Origin of the sequence: Campylobacter porcelli (assembly GCF_002139855.1) — a bacterium.
GTDB lineage: Bacteria > Campylobacterota > Campylobacteria > Campylobacterales > Campylobacteraceae > Campylobacter > Campylobacter porcelli.
Genome location: NZ_CP018789.1, coordinates 248,584 through 269,850, shown reverse-complemented (window position 1 = coordinate 269,850; position 21,267 = coordinate 248,584). Strand labels below are relative to the sequence as shown.

The window sequence follows — 21,267 nt, the reverse complement described above, 5'->3', positions numbered from 1 at the left end:
TAAATTTAATTCTACTCCACCGTTACACTCTTAGCAAGATTGCGTGGCATATCCACATCATTGCCTAATCTAATAGATATCTCAAGGGCAAATAGCTGTAATATAATCATAATCTCAAAAAACTCACTCATCGGGTGCGAATGCGAATTTATCCTTATAAAATCATCGCTAAGCTCAAATTCCAAAGGAGAAATGGTGGTTATAAACGCATCTCTAGCCGCTAACTCCTCTATATTTGATTTGGTTTTATCATATAAAATGGTTTGTGGCAAAAGCGCAATCGTATATAGCCCCTCATCAGCTAAAGCTATTGGGCCGTGCTTCATCTCTCCAGCTGGATAGCCCTCGGCGTGTAAATAGCTAATCTCTTTTAATTTAAGCGCCCCTTCAAGTGCAAGTGGGTAAAAAATATCCCTTCCGATAAAGAAAAATCCATGCCCATGGACATAGTGCTTGGCTTTGCGATAAATTTTTTCTTGTAAGATTTTATCGAAATTTACAATAGTTGGGATATTGCGAAGTGCTTTAATCTCATTTTGGAGCATCTCTTGACTTATGGTGCTACGAATTTTAGCTAATTTTAAAGTTAGCATCCATAGACAAATGACTTGAGTGGCAAAGGCCTTGGTACTTGCTACTCCTTTTTCTATCCCAGCACGAGTGAGCAATACCTCCTTAGCCATTCTAACAATGCTTGAATTATCCACATTACATATGGCTAAGGTGTTTAAATTCGCCCTTTTAGCGATCTTTAAAGCCTCTAAGGTATCAGCCGTCTCGCCACTTTGGCTAATTACTATAAATAGAGAATTTGGATTTAAAAACGGCTCTTTGTATCTAAATTCACTAGCCACAACCACACTAGCCCTAATCTTAGCAAGTCTTTCTAATAGATAGCTAGCTACAAGGGCGGCGTGGTAGCTCGTCCCACACGCACATAATACAACTTCTTCTATATTATTAAATATACTCTCATCTATATCCAAATTCAGATCGCTATCGCTTAATCTACCCATCAAGCACTCAGCGATCACTTGGGATTGCTCATAAATCTCTTTTTCCATAAAAAATCTATAGCCATCTTTTAAAGCGTAGCCTTTATCTTTTGGTAGCTCGGTGAAATTTGGCTTTATCTCTTGATTATTCTCATCAAAAATAGTCAAATTCCCAAGCTTTGCTACGCCATAAACGCCATCTTCAAGATATATAGCGTCCTTAGCTAGACCGATAAGCGCAGAGTCTGAGCTAGATAGATAAATCTCATCGCCATCTCTAGCAATTATCAAAGGGGCTGCATTTTTAGCAAAAAATAGCTCACCAGGAGCAGCCTTAGTCACAAGCAAGGTAGCATAAGCACCCTTTAGCCTTGAGATTGTCTTTTTATAGGCTTCAAATGGGGTTTTAGCACTCTTATTATACTCTTCAAAAAGATGAACTATAACCTCTGTATCAGTCTGGCTTATAAATTTCACACCCTTAGCTTCTAGCTCATCTTTTAGCTCTTTATAATTTTCTATAATTCCATTATGGATAACAAAGCTATACTCGCCAAGATGCGGATGAGCATTGATCTCAGTAGGTTTGCCGTGGGTAGCCCATCTAGTATGACCTATGGCTACTCCATCTCCTTTATACTCGCACTCTTTCATCTTATTAGCTAAATTCTCAAGCTTTCCAACTGCCTTATAATAGCCTATCTCATCGCTAGTAGCAATCGCCATTCCAGCACTATCATAACCACGATATTCAAGCTCTTTTAGTCCATTTAATATAATATTTTTCTTCTCTTTACTGCCTATATATCCGACGATTCCACACATATTTCACTCCGTTATAATCTCTTTTAAAAACTTATCAATTTTATCTTTTAACCCATCTTCCATAGATAAAAGAAACATATTTCTAGTGCGATTTTTGATGGTTTGTATTCTAGCATTTGCTAACTTAATTTGAAATTTGCTAAGCATACTTAAAATATAGATCATAAAGCCTCGCTGATCTTTTGAATTTATATTTAATTTAGCATAGCTTTGAGAATAATTCATATCAAATCCAACCTCATTTGGCAAGATTACTGGCTTATCATATTGCGGCTTCTCCTTAGAGCAAAGAGCTTGGATAATCTGATTTTTGCTCTTATCAATATTAGAATTATAATCAAGCCTTATATAGCTCTTACCATCAAAAAGCTCACAAATCTCCATATACGCAAGATCAAACCCACGAAGCTCCCTAAGTGCCATAGCCATATTCCAATTTCTTTTGGCTATGATTTGCAAACTATGGCTAGTTAGCTCTAGATCTATATTTGAGCACTCACTGGCTCTAAGCGCTATATCTATTATTTGCTGTTGGCTATATTTACTAAAAAACCAATTAGACTCTATGCTTAAAATTTGATCTTTTATCTGCTTATCTAAGGCGATAAATTCTTTCTGTTTTTTTAATAATTCTATCTTTTTAGTCCTTTTATTGACAATATCCATAAGGCTCTCATCACTATCAAAAGCACTTAAGGCACTATCGTAAATTTGACGAAGTTTGGCATTTTGAGCTTGATTAAAGTGATTTAAATTCTTAGCTTTTAGCCTAGCGTAAGTTAGGATATATAATAATTTTAGGGCTTGTTTTTCTTTTATAGAGCTTACTAAATTTAGCATTAATGGCTCACTAATTGACTCTGATAAAATATCTATTAGTTGATTTTGATTTTTAATCAGATTAATACCCATATTTATGGTCTTTTGCATTAAATCTAATTTCGCACAATATGAGCGAAATATATTAGCACTACTTACATAATTTGGCGACGCTTGATGAAGTAGTGCTACTAGCTTTAATAGCATTTTTCCATTAGCGCAAAGATCAGCATAAAGGCTAAAAGCAAATCTATCTTCAATCCTCTCAAGCTGTGCAACTATAGCCACGCAACTCTCATCTAGGCTATACTCACCTTCTAAACTAGCTAAATGTGAGCTAAATTCCATTGGCTTTATGATTTTAAGTAGCTTTGAGCTATCTAGTAGTAATTTTAAAATATCCTTGCTATGTCTGCGATTTAATATCTTTTTTAACCCCTCATAAACCTTTGGAGAGCTACTATCTTCTAAACGCTTTATATAGATTAAAACGCTTATATCAAATTTAAGCTCCACATCTGGCAAAAGGCTTAAATCCTTAAGTATGAGTTTAAGATCTTTTGGCTTTTTACGACTTGGTGCGTAGATTGTATTTGCGATATTATATAGCCCACTTGGTAAGCGGCACACTCTAGCTGTGCCTAAAGATATTTTAACACCAAAGGCACTTCTAGCTAAATATCTAGAATAGATATATATAGTATGCATAGCCCATAGGCATTTGCTTAATAGTATCTCTTGTGGGCTTAGACCTTTTTTGGCTTTTGTTTGCATAACTTCGCAAACTAAATCTAAATATTCACGCCCCAAAATCTCTCCGCCACCGCTAATTTGAAGAGCTGAGCGAAGTGAGCTAATATAATCAAATGCCAAATTCATCTCACTTAACTCATTTTCATCAATATATTTTAATACACTTGTTTTTGGATTTGCGCCAAAAAGGCTAAATACCCTTTTATAATCCATAAATCCGCCATTTCCGCTAAATAAATTTGGACTACAATCCAAATAGTGCGGACAATTCATCGGCTCAAGTTTATGCAGATGATACATAATCAACTCATCTTTTTTGCTCTCATTTATTTGAGATATTTGATTTTTAACATCTTTATATAGCATTTTTGATCCACACACAAAGCGAATATGGCTAAATAGCACCGTTAGCTCAATATCATTAGCAATCAAATCAAGCTCATCTCTCTCATAGAGCTTAGCCTTAACATCTAAGCCAACATCTTTTAAGATATTAGTATATCTATAAGCTATGGATTTGGAGTTGTAGCCTAGCTCATTTTTATATATTATAGCTAGTTCTATATGACTCTTAACGCTCATCTCAGCAAGTGCATAGCTACCAATAGCCATCACACACAAAGGCACACTATCATCATTTGGCTCAAAATCCCCAAATGAGTCAAATTTAAGTATATCAAAGGCTGATTTTAAAAACTTATCTATCTCTTTGGATTGATAAATTCCATAATTCCTACCCCCAAGACGCATAAAATTGCTCTTTAGGCCATTTTTACACTTTGTAATATCATCTTTTAATTTTATAATTGTTATATTTTTAGCTCTCATCTACTTCCTTTAGGCGGCATTCTACCCAAATTCAGCTTTTAATTATATTAGAAAATTTAACAACGATTAAACAATTTTTACTTATAATTCCACATCATTTTATAAGGAGAGATTATGAAAAAAGTAGCGTTACTATTTTTGTGTGCGTATGCTTTAAATGCCGCCCAGTTTAATCCTGCTATGCAAGGCTATATAGATGAGCTAAGGTTAGAAGCTAAAAATCTAGATCCAAATTTCAAAGATTTTGACGCTTTAAGGGGCGAAAAAATCTTTACTACCAAAAATATTGGCAAAAACTCGCAAGAAATATCCTGTCAAAGCTGCCATGGAAGCGACCTTAAAAAAGAGGCCACAAATATCTTTACAAACAAAACCATAGCCCCACTTTCGCCAAGTGCAAATCCATCTAGACTAAGTGATGTAAAAGAGGTGAAAAAATGGCTAAAAAGAAATTTTAAAGATGTATATTTAAGAGAGGGAACCGCTATAGAAAAAGGCGATGTCCTTTACTATCTAATCAAACAATAAGGAGAAAAAATGAGATTTTTACTATTTATATTTGTAGCTATTTTAAGCTTACAAGCAAAGGGCTTAGATGTAAAACCAGTAGATAATGAGCTATATAAAAAAGAGTGTGCCACTTGTCATTTTGGCTATCAGCCAGGTCTTATGCCAACTCAGTCTTGGGAGTTTATAATGAAAAATTTAGCCGATCACTATGGCACTGATGCGAGCATTGATGATAAGACAAATAAAAGCATACTTAGCTATCTTTTGGCAAATGCTAGTCAAAATGCGATGAATTATAAAAAAAGTGCGAAAATCACAAAATCGCTAGAAAATGGCGTTTTATACCAGTCTATAACTGAAATTCCATACCATATAAAAAAGCATAAAAAGATAGAAAAATGGATGATTACGCAAAAAGAGGTCAAAACTCTATCAAACTGCACCGCCTGTCATAAAAAAGCCGATCTTGGAATATATAGCAAAAAAACTATAGATATACCAAATTATGGGGCTTGGCGTGATTAAGAGCTATATTTACAGTTTTGCGGCGAGATTTTCTCATATTGCATTGATACTTGGTCTTGCTATATCATATTTGCTTAGCGAATTTGATGGTTTGCTATATTTTCACGCCGCTTTTGGCGTGATATTTGGCGTAGCGATTATATTTAGGATAATTTGGGGATTTATCGGGACAAAATACTCTAAATTTAGCGATTTTAAATTTAGCGGATTAGGCGGATATTTCCTATCTTTTTTTAGCAAAAAAGAGAAATTTATCGGGCACAATCCCGCCTCAAGCATAGCAATCATAATTATGCTAAGCCTTGGATTTATCTGCGTTATATCTGGGCTTATGCTCTATGGAATAGATGAAAATAGCGGAATTTTTGCATTTTTATACAATAATTATAATGAGCTTAAATTTGTAAAATCCATACACGAAGTATCGGCAAATCTGCTTTTAATAGTGGCTATTATCCATATTTGTGGGGCTTTGATAGATAAATTCATACATAAAAATGATGCTTTAAACTCTATGATAACAGGCTATAAACTAACTAAAAATGATGAGAGCGTAAAGGCAAATTTAGCTCAAAAAATCTTTTGCTTAGTGTGGATTTTAGCCATAATTGCTGCTTTTTTATATATTTTAAATAGGGATAATTTTATATTAAAATCTCACGCTTTAAAGGTGGATTATAGCTCACAAAATGCCGTATTTGCCAAAGAGTGTGGAAGCTGCCATATGCTCTATCCGCCATTTTTACTACCTAAAAAATCATGGGAGATAATGATGGCAAATTTGGAAAATCACTTTGGCGATGATGCTAGCATAGATGAAGAGGCAAATCAAAATATATTAAATTTTTTACTTGCTAATTCTGCTCAAATGAATAGCAATAAAACAGCATTTAATATACTAAAATATGCCAAAAACGACCAAAATATAGCCATAACTCAAAATGAATATTGGATAAAAAAGCATAGAAAAATAGATGAAAAAGTATTTTTAAGAGATGATATAAAATCTAAGGCAAACTGCACCGCTTGCCATAAAGATATACAAAATGGCATAATCCAAAAAAGCTTGATAGATTACGAGAAAATAAAGCGATTCTGAATTTACAAACGCTTATTTCATAAGGTTAAAGAGCTATTTTATGGCTTTTAACTATTTTTACTTCGCACGGCAACGAGTCGCCGTTTGCGACAGGGAGCTACGCTCCCTTAACCCACCTAAAGTTATCCATCCGACAAATGCGAATGAAATTATGGTTTAACTTCACTAGAGCCAAGCTAGTCTTTGCGACAAACTTTTTTAAATTCTTTTCTTTAAGGGGCAGGGGAAACTATTTTTAACTTCGCAGTGGAGCAAAGCTCCACTTTGCGACAAGAAGCTACGCTCCCTTGACCCACCTGAAGCCCCACAAGTGGGGTACCCCATTTATGGGGACTTTAGTATTTGCTACTTTAGCACGGACTTCGTTCGTGCGTTAAAAGTAGGTAAAAATGGGTTTTCCCTATCCCTTAAAAATCAGAGCCCCTTCCCAGTTTGGCATTTTTATTTTATAAAAACTGAGCTATAGCTCAGTTTTCTTTTTATCTATTTATTTTAAATTAAAACTTATACTTAACCCCTAGTGTTCCATTATAGATTTTCTCATTATTTCTTAGTTTTGCTCCTATGTTGGCATTTATGCTAAATGAGTTATTTAGAGATACTTCAGCACCTAAGGTTGTGTTTATATAGGTGTGTTTTTTCTCATCAGCTTGACTTATTATACTATACTCATTTCCTACGAAATTTGCTACACTATCTGTGCCACTTTTGTATATATCTCTCTCAAGGGCTGGTTTGAAATAGAAGTAGCTATACTCATCATAGTATTTTCTAAGCTCAACTCCTAATTTAGCAGTGGCGTTTTTATTAGTTGTTTTATTATAGTGTAAGTTTATATCTCCACTCTCATTAAAATCTTTTGTTTTTATATAATTATAATTTAGTCCAATAAGTGGCTTTATAAATATATTATTAGTATCAAATACATATCCATACTCTAGCTCAATCCCAGCAAAATTAGTATCATAATCAGCTGTGTAGATACTATTTAATACATTCTTGCTATAATCACTCTTACTAATTCCATAGTAGATTTTACTATCTAGTTCTGAATTTCCAAAGAAGCTTTTTGAGTAGATACCAAGTTGGTAGTTATCACTACTATTTACTATATTATCTCCACTGCTTTTTGCTTTAGCATAGCTAAAGAATACTCCAACTATATCACTATCAAATGCATAATCATATCCAAATATAAAACCATATATCTTAGTATCTGGGCTATTTTTTAAATATGCTTTAGCTCCTAAGATATTAGCCCATAGATTATTATTAGTTTCAAATCTCTTTGTATAGTCTCTAATCATACAAGCTAAAGCCTCATCATCACAAGAGGCAAACTCTACCCCATCAAGGTTTTTTATAGCTGAGGCTAGAGCCATACTACTATTATTTGGATTTAATAAAGATATAACCCTAGCATCAAGAGCATTTTTACTTAAGCTTATTATAGAGTTTATATTTGTATTTAGCTTTAATGCTTCAAGGGAGTTTTGGATTGAGTTTTTCTCTAAAGATTGTAGTTCTTTGATGGCGGTGTTGAAGATTTCTTGGGCGAGTTCTATTATTGCGTTTACAGATCCCGCTTCTACACCAATCGTGCCATTATTTTTAAAATATTCTATTCTATCAAAATATTTTTGCATTGTGCCTATTTTTGGACCACCAGCATAATACGCAGTTGTACTACCAACAAAGTGTGCTTCTATAAAACATCGCCATCTTCCTTGCAGCATATACATTTAACCCTTGATTGCCACTTGGATTATTGCGAGCATTTTGATAATATATCAAAGCTTCGCCAAAGGATTTTAAATCAGAATATGTAGGATTATTTGCTATAATATCTGTATATTTATCGATTTGACTTTGGATTTGCTCGATTGTGATATTTAATTTTGGATATATATTAATAAAGTCATTAATCGTTTGAGTGAGTTCTGCTTCACTTGGACTTATTCCACTATTTATTTTGTTATCTATAAAAGTATTTAGTTCTTGTGTCCAAAAATTAGTATCTCTTGGATGATCATATGTTGATGTTAGTGCAAAAGCATAGAAATCCCTTATATGTTGATATTTAGGATCATCAAGAGTGTCATACTTATCAATGGGCGGAATATCGGCATATAAAGATCCACTCAAACCAAAGCTAATTATAGCCGCACTTGTAATTTTAGAAATTTTCATATTGCCTCCTTAAAATTGTAAATTTAAAGTGGGTATTATACCCCCCCCCATTAATCTAAGTTTAAATTTTTATAATAAATAAAAAATAATTTAAAAAATAAAAAATCAATAATAAAATTTCAAATACTTCAACTTATAAATTTGCTATTTTTATCTTTTTTTGGCTAAAATAAAATCTCAATTTATCCAAAAAGGGCGATGATGATTCATATAGGTTTGCACGGAGCAAGTGGCAAAATGGGAAGCGAGATAATCGCAAATTTAAAAGGGCTTAATAACGCTAAATTATCAGTAGCATACACTATAGAGCCTATGAGCGTAGATGATGGCGTGATAGTTACTGATAAATATAATGTTTTATTTGATAATAGCGATGTGGTTATTGATTTTAGTATAGCAAGTGCTTCTATAAATTTGATAAATTACGCTAGGACAAATCCAAAGCCACTAGTGATTGGGACTACTGGATTGGGCGATGAGGGTATGGAGCTAATCAAACTTGCAAGCTCCACAATGCCAATACTTCAAGCTACAAATATGAGCCTAGGTATAGCGGTGCTAAATCGCCTAACACAGATGGCTAGTAGGGTGCTAAGTGATTTTGATATTGAGATTGTCGAGATGCACCATAGAAATAAAATAGACGCACCAAGTGGCACTGCCTTGACGCTTGGAGAGCACGCGGCAAAAGGTAGAGATCTAAATTTATCTAATGTAAGAGTAAGTGCTCGTGATGGGATAACAGGAGCTAGAAGTAAAAATGAAATAGCCGTAATGTCACTTCGTGGTGGTGATATAGTGGGTAGGCATACGGTTGGATTTTATAACGATGGTGAGTATATAGAGCTTAATCACACAGCTACAAGTAGGGCTACATTTGCTAAAGGTGCGATAAAAGCAGGAATTTGGCTAGCTGATAAAGAGCCAAAATTATATACAATATATGATGCTTTAGGGATATAAAATGTGTGCGATAGTAGGGGTAATAAATTCAAAAGATGCGGCTAAAACGGCCTATTATGGGCTATTTTCTATGCAGCATAGAGGGCAAGAGGCAAGTGGGATTAGCTCTAGTTATAATCAACAGATTAAAACTATTAAAAATAGAGGCTTAGTAACTGAGGTTTTTAATAGCGATAGCTTTGAGATATTGCAAGGGCAGATGGCTATAGGGCATAATAGATATTCAACCGCTGGAAGTGATAGTGTGCTAGATGCTCAGCCGGTGAGTGCGAAATACTCTTTGGGTGAGATTAGTATCGTTCATAATGGAAATTTGATTAATAAATATGAAGTTAGGGAGCGATTAATCGAAGATGGTGCGATATTTCAATCCAATATGGATACAGAAAATATCTTACATTTAATAGCTAAAAGCAAAAAAGAGAATTTACAAGATCGCATTATAGAGGCTTTGGGGCAGATCGTTGGGGCGTATTGTTTGTTGATTTTGAGTCGCTCTAAGATGTTTGTGGTGCGTGATCCATACGGCGTTAGGCCTCTTAGTATAGGTAGATTAAAAGATGGTGGATATATCATAGCTAGTGAGAGCTGTGCTTTTGATCTGGTGGGGGCTACATTTGTGCGTGATGTAGCGCCTGGCGAGATGATTGTATTTGAAGAGGGCAAAAGCTCATTTAAAAGCATAGATCTATTTGAGGCTAAAGACCCTAGAATTTGCGCTTTTGAGTATATATATTTTGCTAGACCTGATAGTGTGATAGATGGTAAAAATGTATATGAGATTAGAAAAAAGCTTGGTGAAATTTTAGCTGATAAATCCACTTGTAAGGCTGATTTTGTCGTGCCGGTGCCAGACTCCGGTGTGCCTGCGGCTTTGGGGTATGCTGCTAGGAGTAAAATCCCATTTGAGATGGCGATTGTGAGAAATCACTATGTGGGCAGAACCTTTATAGAGCCAACCCAAGAGATGAGAAACCTTAAGGTTAAATTGAAATTAAATCCTATGAGTAGTCTCTTAAAAGGCAAAAGTATTGTAGTAATCGATGATAGCATAGTGCGTGGGACAACTAGCAAGAAGATTGTAGAGCTTTTACGCAATGCTGGAGCTAGGGAAATTCATATGAAAATCGCCGCTCCTGAGATCAAACATCCTTGTAGATATGGTATCGATACGCCAAGTTATGAAGAGTTAATCAGCGCTAGGATGGATGCTAGAGAGGTGTGTAAATTTATTGGTGCGGATAGCTTGGAGTTTTTAAGCATTGATGAGCTAACTACAGGGCTAGGAAGTGAGCGTAAGTATTCGCTTGTTAGCTTTGATGGGGATTATTTTATAAGTTAACTTTAAAGTAAATTTGGCTATCTCTAGCCAAATTTATAAATTAATGCTTTGATAGATAGTTAGTATCATACAAGTTATTTACGAAGTCATCATTATTCATCATACCTATATGAAAATCTTTAGTTGTTTTAATACCTTGGATAATTAACTCATCTAAAGCAACCTTCATCTTAGCAATAGCTTTATCTCTATTAGCATCATAAACTATTAGCTTACCTATCATACTATCATAATATGGTGGGACGCTATACCCTTCATAAATATGGCTATCCATTCTGACATTTCTACCGCCAGGGGCTACATATTTTGTGATTTTACCAGGATTTGGAGTAAAACTCTTTGGATCTTCAGCAGTTATCCTACACTCTATAGCATGACCGCTTAGCTTAATATCCTTTTGGTCTAAGAGCTTCTCGCCTTGGGCTATGCGGATCATCCACTCTATAAGGTCTAGCCCACTACACATCTCGCTTACGCAATGCTCGACTTGAAGTCTTGTATTCATCTCAATAAAATAGAATTTATTATCCTTTTGATCATATAAAAATTCAAATGTCCCAGCACCAGCATATCCGATAGCCTTAGCCGCTTTTACTGCTGTTTGGTGTAATTCATCTCTAGTTTTTTCATCTAAAATTATAGCTGGGCTCTCTTCTATTAATTTTTGGTGGCGGCGTTGCATTGAGCAATCCCTTTCGCCTACATGGACTACATTACCATACTCATCGCCTAGAACTTGAACCTCTATATGGCGAGGATTTGAGATATATTTTTCCATATACATTGTGCCATCACCAAAAGCACTCATAGCCTCACTTTCAGCTGACCAAAAGTTTTTTTCTAAATCCTCTTCTTTTTCTACCACTCTCATACCGCGACCGCCACCACCTGCGGCTGCTTTTATGATAACTGGATAGCCGATTTGAGCGGCTAATTTCTTAGCTGTTTCTATATCTTTTATCGCACCATCACTACCTGGAACAACTGGAATTCCAGCTCTCATCATAACTTGCTTAGCTTTGCTCTTATCACTCATTAAAGCCATAGCTTCCACGCTTGGGCCGATAAATTTGATATTGTGCTTATCACAAATTTCTACGAAATTTTGATTTTCGCTTAAAAATCCATACCCTGGAAATATCGCATCAGCCTCGCTAATCTCACACGCTGTGATAATAGCTGGAATGTGTAAATAGCTCTCGCTACTTCTAGCCCCACCTATACAGATACTAGCATCAGCGTATTTGACATAAAGGGCGTCCTTATCAGCTGTAGAATGCACCACAACTGCCTCTTTACCCATCTCTTGTATAGTTCGAAGTGCTCTAAGAGCTATCTCTCCACGATTTGCTATTAAGATTCGCTTAATCTCTCTCATAGTTTCTCAACCTCAAATAGCGCCATACCAAATTCCACCGGCTGACCATCTGCGATTAAAGCCTTTATAATCCTGCAATCAAACTCCGCTTCAATCTCATTCATAATTTTCATAGCTTCTATAATGCCGATAATATCACCTTTTCTAACTGTTTGACCTACTTTTACAAAGCTTGGCGCACCTGGGCTTGGAGCTATATAAAATGTGCCTACCATCGGTGCATTTAGGGTATCTGTGGCTGATGTGGTTACTGTTTTTTCATTTACTACCACATTAATTGGTGCTGGTGCTGGGATTGGAGGACAAACTGGAGCTGGAGCTACTTGTTCGCAAGGTTCATATTTTTCTAATTCAATTGCAAAATCGCCATTTTTAATTTTGATTTTATTAATGCTTGTCTCATCAAAAAAGCTCATAAGCTCTTTAATTTCATCTTTTGTCATAAATTCTCCTTAAATTGAGTAAAATCTCATAATTTTACCTAAAATATATAAATAATAAGCTAAACTTTAGTTTAAAGTAGAAATTGATATAATGTAGTGATTTAAATTTAAAAGGAAAATTATGGGTTTAAAAAGCGATAAATGGATACGCCAAATGAGTTTAGATCACAAGATGATAACACCATTTTGTGAAGAGAATATAGGTCGTGGAGTCGTAAGCTACGGGCTTTCAAGCTATGGGTATGATATTAGAGTTGGTAATGAGTTTAAAATTTTTACAAATGTAGGCGGAACTGTGGTAGATCCAAAAAATTTTGATGAGAAAAATGTGGTGGATTTCATAGGAGATGTCTGCATTGTGCCGCCAAATTCATTTGCGTTAGCTAGGACTGTGGAGTATTTTATAATGCCTAGGGATACTCTAGCTATATGCCTTGGCAAAAGCACATATGCAAGGTGTGGAATAATAGTGAATGTAACCCCATTTGAGCCTGGATTTGAAGGTCATATCACGATAGAAATTTCAAATACAACCCCACTTCCAGCTAAAATTTACGCCAATGAAGGGATAGCTCAAGTGCTATTTTTACAAGGAGATGAGATTTGTGAGGTAAGCTACGCTGATAAAAATGGCAAATATCAATCCCAAACAGGAATAACCCTACCAAGAATATTACAATAAGGGCTTAAAATGATGGTTTATAGCAGACAAAAGATAGATGATGATGATATACAAGCTGTGGTAGAAACACTAAAGAGCGATATGCTTACTTGTGGTAATAGAGTGAGTGAATTTGAAAGTGCTTTGTGTGAGCTTACTGGGGCGAAATTTGCTGTGGCGATGAACTCAGCTACTTCAGCGCTCCATGCTGGTTATATCGCACTTGGTGTGAGTAAAAATGATGAAGTAATCACCACGCCAATTACCTTTGCGGCTACGGCAAATGCGGCTATAATGTGTGGAGCAAATATTAAATTCGCTGATATTTTACCAAATGGAAATATAGACCCAAAATCTATAAAACCTTTGATAAATGATAAAACAAAGGTTATTACCGCGGTTGATTTTGGTGGTTATCCAGCGGATATAGATGAGATTAAAAATTTGACTAAAAATAGCCAAATCAAAATCATTGATGATGCTAGCCACGCTCTAGGAAGTAGTCGTGATGGGAAGATGGTAGGGAATTTAGCCGATGTGAGTATATTTAGCTTTCATGCGATTAAGCCTATTACTACATTTGAAGGTGGGGCGCTGCTAACTAATGATGAAAATATCGCCACATCAGCTAGACTTACACGCTCACATGGCATTATCAAAAAACAGGCTTGGAATATGGATATAATAAAGCTAGGATACAACTACCGCTTAAGCGATGTAGCGTGTGCTTTGGGGTTTAGTCAGATTAAAAAACTTGATAAATTTATAAATAGGAGATATGAAATTGCTAAGATATATGATGATGCTTTTAAAGGCTCAAAATATCTAAAAACTATAGAGATACCAAGTAATATAAGAAGTGCTAGACATCTATATCCAGTACTTTTAAACTCAAATTTATGGTGCGTAAAAGAGGATATTTATAATGAGCTTCACGCTAGAGGAATTGGCGTACAAGTGCATTATAAACCAACTTATCAATTTAGCTTTTATAAGAATTTATATGGAGAGATTAGGCTTAATGGGGCTGAAGATTTCTATAGGGCTGAGCTTAGCTTGCCATGCCACCAGATGATGAGCGATGAAGATGCTAGATTGGTTATATCAAATTTAAATGAAATAATGGAAAAATATAGGTCTAGATGTGCGATTTAACCAAATTTAGGATTAAACTAATCCTAAATTTAAACCACCCTACTCTCTAGCGTCTGCTAAAACTAAGCCAAAAAGCACATTTATCCCAGCTTTTGCTAATACCTTTTTAGCCTCTAGCATACTAGAGCCAGTAGTTATAATATCATCTACTAAGATTACGGGATATTTAATCTGCTTTAAAAGCTGAAATTTGCGTGGATTTTTACGGCGAAACTCTAGAGATTTTCCAGCATATTTGACTTCATTTATAGCTCGTAAAGCTCTATAAATAGGGGATAATTCTGAATTTGATAGGGCTTTGGCTAAAATCGCAGTGTGAGAGTAGCCACTTTTTATATTATCATCAAGCGCTACTACTGCCACCTTACTCCCAAAGCTAAACTCACTAGCAAATTTAGCTAAACTAAGACTAGCCAAATGCGAAATAACAAAAGAGCCATGCAAATGGTGCTTAGTAGCTAGCAACTCCTTAATATCGCTATATTTATAAAAATAATATACCTTAAATCCATCTACTAATCTACAGCCTTGCTCATACTCGCTAAGTATATTTTGGCAATCTTTACATATCATTTTAAACGATATTTTAGCACATTTAAGGCATCGCATCAACTAGATAAAATAGCCTTGATACTAGCTTCTACCATATCTCTTAACATATCATTAATAAATGGCTCAAATGCCGATGGAATAGGAAGTGGAGTATATCGGCTTTGGGGTTGAGAGATTGTCTTAGTGATAACCTTATCGCCATTTTTAATCTTGATTATCACCTTACTTTGACCTTTTAAATTCTCCCCACTATAGCCACTTAGATTAGCACTAAATTGCACTATCTCTATATCCACGACAATCTCATCGCCATCGCCATTTTTTCCTAATGCTTGATTTAACGCTTTAGCAAAGCTATCTTCTAAGCTTTGAGAGAGTATCACACTATGCTCTACGCTCCCTTTAGAATCTGTAATGGTGGCTACTATACTTTTATTTGGTCTTGTGTCAGTTATACTATTTATAAGCACTTTTTTATGTATATTCTCACTAGTAACACTATAATCTTTAAGTGTTAAAACCGAGCTAAAACTAGTACAACTTGCTAAAATCAAGATAAAAATAGCAAAAATAACCACTCTCATATCTTAACCTTTAGAAATTTGATACCTCTTGGGCTACTTTATTAGCCGATTGCTTGATAAGCAAATTCATAAACATATCAAAATCGGATGATTGACTAGCATTTAGGTCGCTCACACTCTGAGTTGTAGTGATTAATATCGTTCTTTTTTTATTTATATTTTTGATATTTAGCGTTCCTGATAGCTTGGAATTTAAATAGTTCGCCCCTGGGCTATATGTGCTTCTTATATCGGTAAAATCAAAATCCACTCTATAAGTATAAGGCGATTTGCTGCTATTTTCTACATAAATTCCACGAGATTTTAACTCAGTTGCTAACGCCGCGTAAAAAACTGAGGCAAAATTTTTATCAAATTTAACATTTTTGCCATTTATTTTAACAGATTTTTGCGAATCTGCTAAATCAACCACTTTGTGGATATAGACCTTTTTTAACGCTGCTGATGTATCGATAGTGCGGCTATTTTCACAACAATTAAGCGCTATATCGCTTCTATATAATCTACCATCTATAGTAGTCTCATAGCCCTTTTGTGAGCATGGTTCGCACTTGGTATTTATGCGAAATATCGTATCATAAGACTTCGCACTCTCTGTCCTAGCCGTGCTACTATTCATAGCACAACCACCAAAAATCATCGCCAAAACCAAAATCAAAATTTTTCTCATTTGCTCTCCCTTATAGATTTTATACTTTTAGCCCCTAAGCCGTAATTTTCCATATCTATCTCATCAATGATTACTACGGTGTTAGCTTTGTTTCTACCTAGAATTTGACTTACTAAATCCGTTACGCCCTCTATTAGCTTCGCTTTTTGCTCGGTTGTGGGTTCGCCATTTTCTTTAGTAACCCTAATATTAATATATGGCATTGCTCTCCTTAATCAAAATACTTAGCAAATTCCGTGCCATTTAAATTTAATCTATCTTAAGCACGCTTAAAAATGCCTCACTAGGCAAAGTAACCTTGCCAATAGCCTTCATACGCTTTTTACCCTCTTTTTGCTTTTCAAGGAGCTTTCTTTTGCGAGTTATATCGCCACCATAGCACTTTGCGGTTACATTTTTACCCATTGATTTGACTGTCTCTCTAGCAATTATCTTGCTACCTATACTTGCTTGGATAGCCACCTCAAAAAGCTGTCTTGGGACTATCTCCTTCATTGCTTTTACAAAGTCTCTACCCTTGCTCATCGCCTTTTCTTCAGGAACTATGATGGAGAGAGCATCGACTGTCTCGCCAGCTACTTTTATATCTAGCTTAACTAAATTTCCAACCCTATACTCGCCTAGCTCATAATCAAAACTAGCATAGCCTTTTGTAGCGCTCTTTAGCTTATCATAAAAGTCCATAACTATCTCATTCATCGGTATATCATACTCTAAAAGCACTCTTGAAGTGGTGATATAATCCATCTTAGTTTGGATAGCACGGCGTGAATTTAAAAGAGTGATGATATTGCCTAAAAACTCACTTGGAGTGATAATAGTAGCCTTGACATATGGCTCTTTTATATGCTCTATTTTATTAGTTGGTGGTAGTTCGCTTGGATTTTGGATATTTAGCGTAGTCCCATCAGTGCATACTACTTGATAGGTTACAGTCGGAGCTGTGGCTATGAGATCAAGATTAAACTCACGCTCTAATCTCTCCTTTACCACCTCCATATGAAGTAAGCCCAAAAATCCAACTCTAAAGCCAAAGCCAAGAGCTGCTGAAGTTTCAGGCTCATAACTTATAGAGCTATCATTTAATTTAAGCTTATCTAAAGCATCCCTTAAATCTTCAAATTTATCTGTATCTATAGGATATAATCCAGCAAATACAAACGGCTTAGCCTTCTCAAATCCACCTATTGGCTCTGTGGCTCTATTTTTAGCTAGTGTGATGGTATCGCCCACACTTACACTTGCTACATCTTTTAGACCTAAGACCACTACCCCTACTTCTCCAGCTTTTAGCTCATCTGTTTTAATAGGTAAAACTGGATTTGGATACATCAGATCTAAAACAATATGCTTTTTATCTGTTCCCATCACATAGACTTCATCGCCCTTTTTAACGCTTCCATCATAGACCCTTACAAGAGCCAAAGCACCTAAATAATTATCAAACCAACTATCGTAAATTAACGCTTTTAATGGCAAATTCAAATCCGCCTTTGGTGGTGGAATTTTGCGAATTATAGTTTCTATTAGCTCTTTTATCCCAACTCCGCTTTTTGCACTCACCTCTAAAGCATTAGAGCAATCAAGCCCAATTATATGCTCTATCTCATTTTTTACTCGTTCAGGATCAGCTGCTGGGAGGTCTATTTTATTTATAACTGGAATAATTTCAAGATTATTTTCTAAAGCTATATAAACATTTGCTATAGTTTGAGCCTCAACGCCTTGAGAAGCATCAACTACAAGAAGTGCCCCTTCACAACTTGCTAAGCTTCTACTAACTTCATAGCTAAAATCCACATGCCCTGGAGTATCAATTAAATTTAAAATATAATGCTCGCCATCAAGGGTATAGCTAAGCCTTACAGATTGTGCTTTTATGGTAATTCCACGCTCTTTTTCTATATCCATTGTATCCATTACTTGAGAGCTCATAGATCTCTCATCTACAGCACCACACTGGCTAATAATGCGATCAGCTAGAGTGCTTTTACCATGATCTATATGGGCTATAATGCTAAAATTTCTTATATTTTTCATAATATTCCTAACTATTTGATATAATTTCTGGCTCCCCAAATAGCCGTTTTAACTCTTTTAAATTTATCTCTTCTTGGCTTAATGATGATTTTAAACTCAACACACCGCTTGGCTCATTAATGGCTTTTGGCTCACTATTTTGCGTTTTTGGCTCGTTAATTTGCTGGGTTATTGGTGGCATTGGGGCACGACTTAAAGCGCCAATCTCTTTTGGGGCAACTTTTTGCACATTGAGTTTTATAGAGTCTCCATAAGATGCCTTAACAGCTGGTAAAATCACATCATTATAGTGCTTTCTAGCAAGATCTAGCTGCTCATCACTCATAGCAAATTCAAGCGTCAAAACGCCATTTTCTAGACCTTTTAAACTAACGCACTCATCAAATAAAATACCCAAATCATAGCTTTTATCATATAAAAAATCTACAAAATTTTGATAATCACTCTTTGGCTGGATTGGAGTAGATCTATTTTGTGGCTCTAAATTTGGAGTTATGGGCTTATTTTTTAGCTCCGTTATAGCATCATCTATACTTCTTAAATTAAATGCTTCAACCATCATAAATAAGGTGATAAATAGCACAAATTCAGGATCTGCTAGATTGCTTAGCATTGATTTTGCTTCGCTTAAAATTCTAAAAAATCTCTCAAATATAAGCAAAGAGTATTGGCTATTTTGATGGATAAATTTATATTTTAAATTCTCTATTAACTCATCAATTATCGAGCTAGAATCATAATTTTGCAACTCACTTAAAAGCTTTAAAAGCTCATTTTTATCCCTTGAATTTACCACAGCAAATATCTTATCAATCTTATCTGGATCAAGTAGCCCTAGCATATCTACAATGACCTTATGCGTAAGCTTTTCGTGTGAATAAATGATCGCTTGATCAAGCAAGGTAAGAGTATCTCTAAGGCTCCCACCACCACTTCTAGCTAATACTTCTAAGGCTCTTTCTTCAAATTCAATTCCCTCTTTATTTAGTATAAATTCTAAATGCTTAACCACACTAGCTTTAGCTATAGAGTGAAATCTAAAGTGCTGAGTGCGTGATAAAACAGTAGCTGGAAGTTTAAGCGGATCAGTAGTCGCTAGGATAAATTTAACATAATCAGGCGGCTCTTCAAGCGTCTTTAAAAGCGCATTAAAAGCCTCTTTGGTTAGCATATGCACCTCATCTATGATAAATATCTTAAATCTAGCACTACTTGGAGAGTATTTAGTCTGCTCGATTAACTCCCTAATATCATCGATTTTACGATGGCTTGCTGCATCCATCTCTATAATATCCATATGGCGATTCTCATTAGCCATAATACAATTTGGACAAACTTCACACGGATGAGCACTTATACCATTTTGGCATATTAAAGCCTTAGCAAATATCCTAGCACTACTGGTTTTACCACTTCCCCTAAGCCCAGAAAATAGATACGCATGTCCTAATCTATTGGTCTCTAAAGCGTGGGTTAATGTATTTGCCACCACATCTTGACCGATTAACTCATCAAAGCTCTTTGGGCGATATTTAAGTGCTAAAGCTTTCAAATTCATTCCTTATTCGTTCATTATACCCAAAAGCTCTTTATTGTTTTTGGTTTTTAGCATTTTAGAGTATAGGAATTTAAGAGCCTCTATATCATCCATCGTAGCTATAATATTTCTTATAGCCCAGATTTTACCTAGATCATCGCTACCTTGTAGTAGCTCATCTTTTCTAGTGCCTGATTTGAGTATATTTACAGCTGGGTAAATTCTACGATCTGAAATGGTGCGATCTAGTATAATCTCGCTATTACCAGTGCCTTTAAACTCTTCAAATATCACATCATCCATTCTAGAACCCGTATCTATCAATGCGGTTGCTACTATGGTTAGACTTCCGCCATTTTCTATATTTCTAGCTGCACCAAAAAATCTCTTTGGTTTATGCAGTGCATTTGCGTCCACGCCACCGCTTAAAACTTTACCGCTACTTGGCGTTACTGTGTTATACGCCCTTGCAAGGCGGGTTATACTATCTAGCAAGATTACTACATCTTTACCCATCTCTACTAGCCTTTTGGCCTTTTCGATTACCAATTCAGCTACCCTTACATGATTTGACGCTGGTAAATCAAAAGTAGAGCTAAAGACCTCGCCACGTACGCTGCGTTGCATATCTGTAACCTCTTCTGGACGCTCATCTATTAAAAGCACTATTAGCTCAACTTCTGGATGATTTCTAGTAATGCCGTGAGCTAACTCTTTCATAAGCTCGGTTTTACCGGTTCTAGGTGGTGCTACTATTAGACCTCGTTGCCCCTTACCAATTGGAGTAAAAAGATCAAGCACACGACCTGTAAGCTTCATCGGATCATACTCTAATTGAATTTTTTGATTTGGAAATAATGGAGTTAGGTTATCAAATAATGGCCGCTCTTTGGCTTCGGCTATGGATTTATAATTTATAGCTTCTATTTTTAATAGAGCATAATACTTCTCTTGCTCTCTTGGTTCTCGCACCTGCCCTGTGATAATATCGCCAACTCTTAGGGCAAATTTTTTAATCTGGCTTAGGCTGACATAAGTATCATTTGCCGAATCGCTCAAATTCGCATCAGTAGAGCGTAAAAAGCCATATCCGCCCTCTACAATCTCTAAAATTCCAGTAAATAAGATAAATCCACCTTGCTTGGTTTGTGCTTTTAAAATTTCAAATACAAGCTCTTGGCGACGAAATTCTCTAGGATTTTGCACACCTACTTCTTCAGCGATTGCTACTAAGCTATCTAAATCTTGAAGTCTAAGCTCTTCTATCTTATAGCCATCAACTGGTGTATGGGTGCGAGTGTGCTGTTTTTTGGTTTGTTGAGTAGTTTCCTTGCTTTCCATTAGTCCTCTTTAAATTATGAATAAATAGCGGTTACAACGAATAAAATTGTAGTTTTA

Annotated in this window: 20 protein-coding genes; 7 read left to right on the top strand and 13 right to left on the bottom strand. The window is 35.6% G+C overall.

Going from position 1 to position 21,267, the window contains the following annotated elements; translation table 11 throughout:
- Positions 1-11 precede the first annotated feature (11 nt).
- On the bottom strand, positions 12-1,820 hold the full coding sequence (glmS, locus tag CSUIS_RS01345; protein ID WP_086296802.1) for a glutamine--fructose-6-phosphate transaminase (isomerizing): 1,809 nt from the start codon (positions 1,818-1,820) through the stop codon (positions 12-14).
- Positions 1,821-1,823: 3 nt separating this feature from the next.
- Positions 1,824-4,220, bottom strand: a complete 2,397-nt coding sequence (locus CSUIS_RS01340; protein WP_086296801.1) for a hypothetical protein — start codon at positions 4,218-4,220, stop codon at positions 1,824-1,826.
- Between the two features lie 114 nt (positions 4,221-4,334).
- Here CSUIS_RS01340 and CSUIS_RS01335 point away from each other — a divergent pair, with 114 nt between their 5' ends.
- The 3 genes from CSUIS_RS01335 to CSUIS_RS01325 are packed head-to-tail and all read left to right on the top strand — an operon-like array spanning position 4,335 to position 6,354.
- A complete protein-coding gene (locus CSUIS_RS01335; protein WP_086296800.1) occupies positions 4,335-4,748 on the top strand; it encodes a DUF1924 domain-containing protein in 414 nt (137 codons plus the stop codon).
- A gap of 9 nt (positions 4,749-4,757) precedes the next feature.
- Positions 4,758-5,255, top strand: coding sequence for a diheme cytochrome c (locus CSUIS_RS01330; protein ID WP_086296799.1), 498 nt, complete (start codon positions 4,758-4,760; stop codon positions 5,253-5,255).
- Positions 5,236-6,354, top strand: coding sequence for a cytochrome b/b6 domain-containing protein (locus tag CSUIS_RS01325; protein WP_086296798.1), 1,119 nt, complete (start codon positions 5,236-5,238; stop codon positions 6,352-6,354). The genes CSUIS_RS01330 and CSUIS_RS01325 overlap by 20 nt, the downstream gene beginning before the upstream one ends.
- Before the next feature lie 497 nt (positions 6,355-6,851).
- Here CSUIS_RS01325 and CSUIS_RS01320 read toward each other — a convergent pair whose 3' ends face one another.
- Positions 6,852-8,096 (bottom strand): autotransporter outer membrane beta-barrel domain-containing protein, encoded by a 1,245-nt coding sequence (locus CSUIS_RS01320; protein ID WP_086296797.1) that lies wholly within the window; start codon positions 8,094-8,096, stop codon positions 6,852-6,854.
- The gene (locus CSUIS_RS01315) at positions 8,041-8,544 is read right to left on the bottom strand and encodes a hypothetical protein (protein WP_086296796.1); all 504 of its coding nucleotides are present in this window, start codon (positions 8,542-8,544) and stop codon (positions 8,041-8,043) included. Before CSUIS_RS01315 ends, CSUIS_RS01320 begins: the two co-directional genes overlap by 56 nt.
- 201 nt (positions 8,545-8,745) lie before the next feature.
- Here CSUIS_RS01315 and dapB point away from each other — a divergent pair, with 201 nt between their 5' ends.
- Positions 8,746-9,507, top strand: a complete 762-nt coding sequence (dapB, locus tag CSUIS_RS01310; RefSeq protein ID WP_086296795.1) for a 4-hydroxy-tetrahydrodipicolinate reductase — start codon at positions 8,746-8,748, stop codon at positions 9,505-9,507.
- Position 9,508: 1 nt separating this feature from the next.
- Entirely contained in the window at positions 9,509-10,849 is a 1,341-nt protein-coding gene (gene purF / locus CSUIS_RS01305; protein WP_086296794.1) for an amidophosphoribosyltransferase, read from the top strand.
- A gap of 40 nt (positions 10,850-10,889) precedes the next feature.
- On the opposite strand, the gene CSUIS_RS01300 is transcribed toward purF, so the two are convergent.
- Complete coding sequence (locus CSUIS_RS01300) at positions 10,890-12,227, bottom strand: acetyl-CoA carboxylase biotin carboxylase subunit (RefSeq protein WP_086236958.1); 1,338 nt, start codon at positions 12,225-12,227, stop codon at positions 10,890-10,892.
- A complete protein-coding gene (gene accB / locus CSUIS_RS01295; protein WP_086242374.1) occupies positions 12,224-12,670 on the bottom strand; it encodes an acetyl-CoA carboxylase biotin carboxyl carrier protein in 447 nt (148 codons plus the stop codon). Before accB ends, CSUIS_RS01300 begins: the two co-directional genes overlap by 4 nt.
- 121 nt (positions 12,671-12,791) lie before the next feature.
- On the opposite strand from accB, the gene dcd reads away from it, so the two are divergent.
- Together dcd and pseC are read left to right on the top strand one after the other, a co-directional pair.
- Positions 12,792-13,352, top strand: coding sequence for a dCTP deaminase (dcd, locus tag CSUIS_RS01290; protein WP_086296793.1), 561 nt, complete (start codon positions 12,792-12,794; stop codon positions 13,350-13,352).
- 9 nt (positions 13,353-13,361) lie between these two features.
- Positions 13,362-14,486 (top strand): UDP-4-amino-4,6-dideoxy-N-acetyl-beta-L-altrosamine transaminase, encoded by a 1,125-nt coding sequence (gene pseC / locus CSUIS_RS01285; RefSeq protein WP_086296792.1) that lies wholly within the window; start codon positions 13,362-13,364, stop codon positions 14,484-14,486.
- 39 nt (positions 14,487-14,525) lie between these two features.
- Here the strand turns inward: pseC and CSUIS_RS01280 are convergent, their stop codons facing one another.
- From CSUIS_RS01280 to rho, 7 genes are read right to left on the bottom strand one after another with little or no spacing between them, the layout of a single operon-like run.
- Complete coding sequence (locus tag CSUIS_RS01280) at positions 14,526-15,095, bottom strand: ComF family protein (protein ID WP_086296791.1); 570 nt, start codon at positions 15,093-15,095, stop codon at positions 14,526-14,528.
- Positions 15,095-15,622: a hypothetical protein gene (locus CSUIS_RS01275; protein ID WP_086296790.1), complete on the bottom strand. Its 528-nt coding sequence runs from the start codon at positions 15,620-15,622 to the stop codon at positions 15,095-15,097. Before CSUIS_RS01275 ends, CSUIS_RS01280 begins: the two co-directional genes overlap by 1 nt.
- Positions 15,623-15,632: 10 nt before the next feature.
- The gene (locus CSUIS_RS01270) at positions 15,633-16,292 is read right to left on the bottom strand and encodes a hypothetical protein (protein WP_086236964.1); all 660 of its coding nucleotides are present in this window, start codon (positions 16,290-16,292) and stop codon (positions 15,633-15,635) included.
- Entirely contained in the window at positions 16,289-16,495 is a 207-nt protein-coding gene (locus CSUIS_RS01265; protein ID WP_086236965.1) for a 2-hydroxymuconate tautomerase family protein, read from the bottom strand. The genes CSUIS_RS01270 and CSUIS_RS01265 overlap by 4 nt, the downstream gene beginning before the upstream one ends.
- 46 nt (positions 16,496-16,541) lie before the next feature.
- Positions 16,542-18,332, bottom strand: coding sequence for a translation elongation factor 4 (gene lepA / locus CSUIS_RS01260; protein ID WP_086242369.1), 1,791 nt, complete (start codon positions 18,330-18,332; stop codon positions 16,542-16,544).
- Positions 18,333-18,339: 7 nt separating this feature from the next.
- A complete protein-coding gene (locus CSUIS_RS01255; protein WP_086296789.1) occupies positions 18,340-19,884 on the bottom strand; it encodes a DNA polymerase III subunit gamma/tau in 1,545 nt (514 codons plus the stop codon).
- Positions 19,885-19,893: 9 nt separating this feature from the next.
- Positions 19,894-21,210, bottom strand: a complete 1,317-nt coding sequence (gene rho / locus CSUIS_RS01250; protein ID WP_086236968.1) for a transcription termination factor Rho — start codon at positions 21,208-21,210, stop codon at positions 19,894-19,896.
- Positions 21,211-21,267 lie beyond the last annotated feature (57 nt).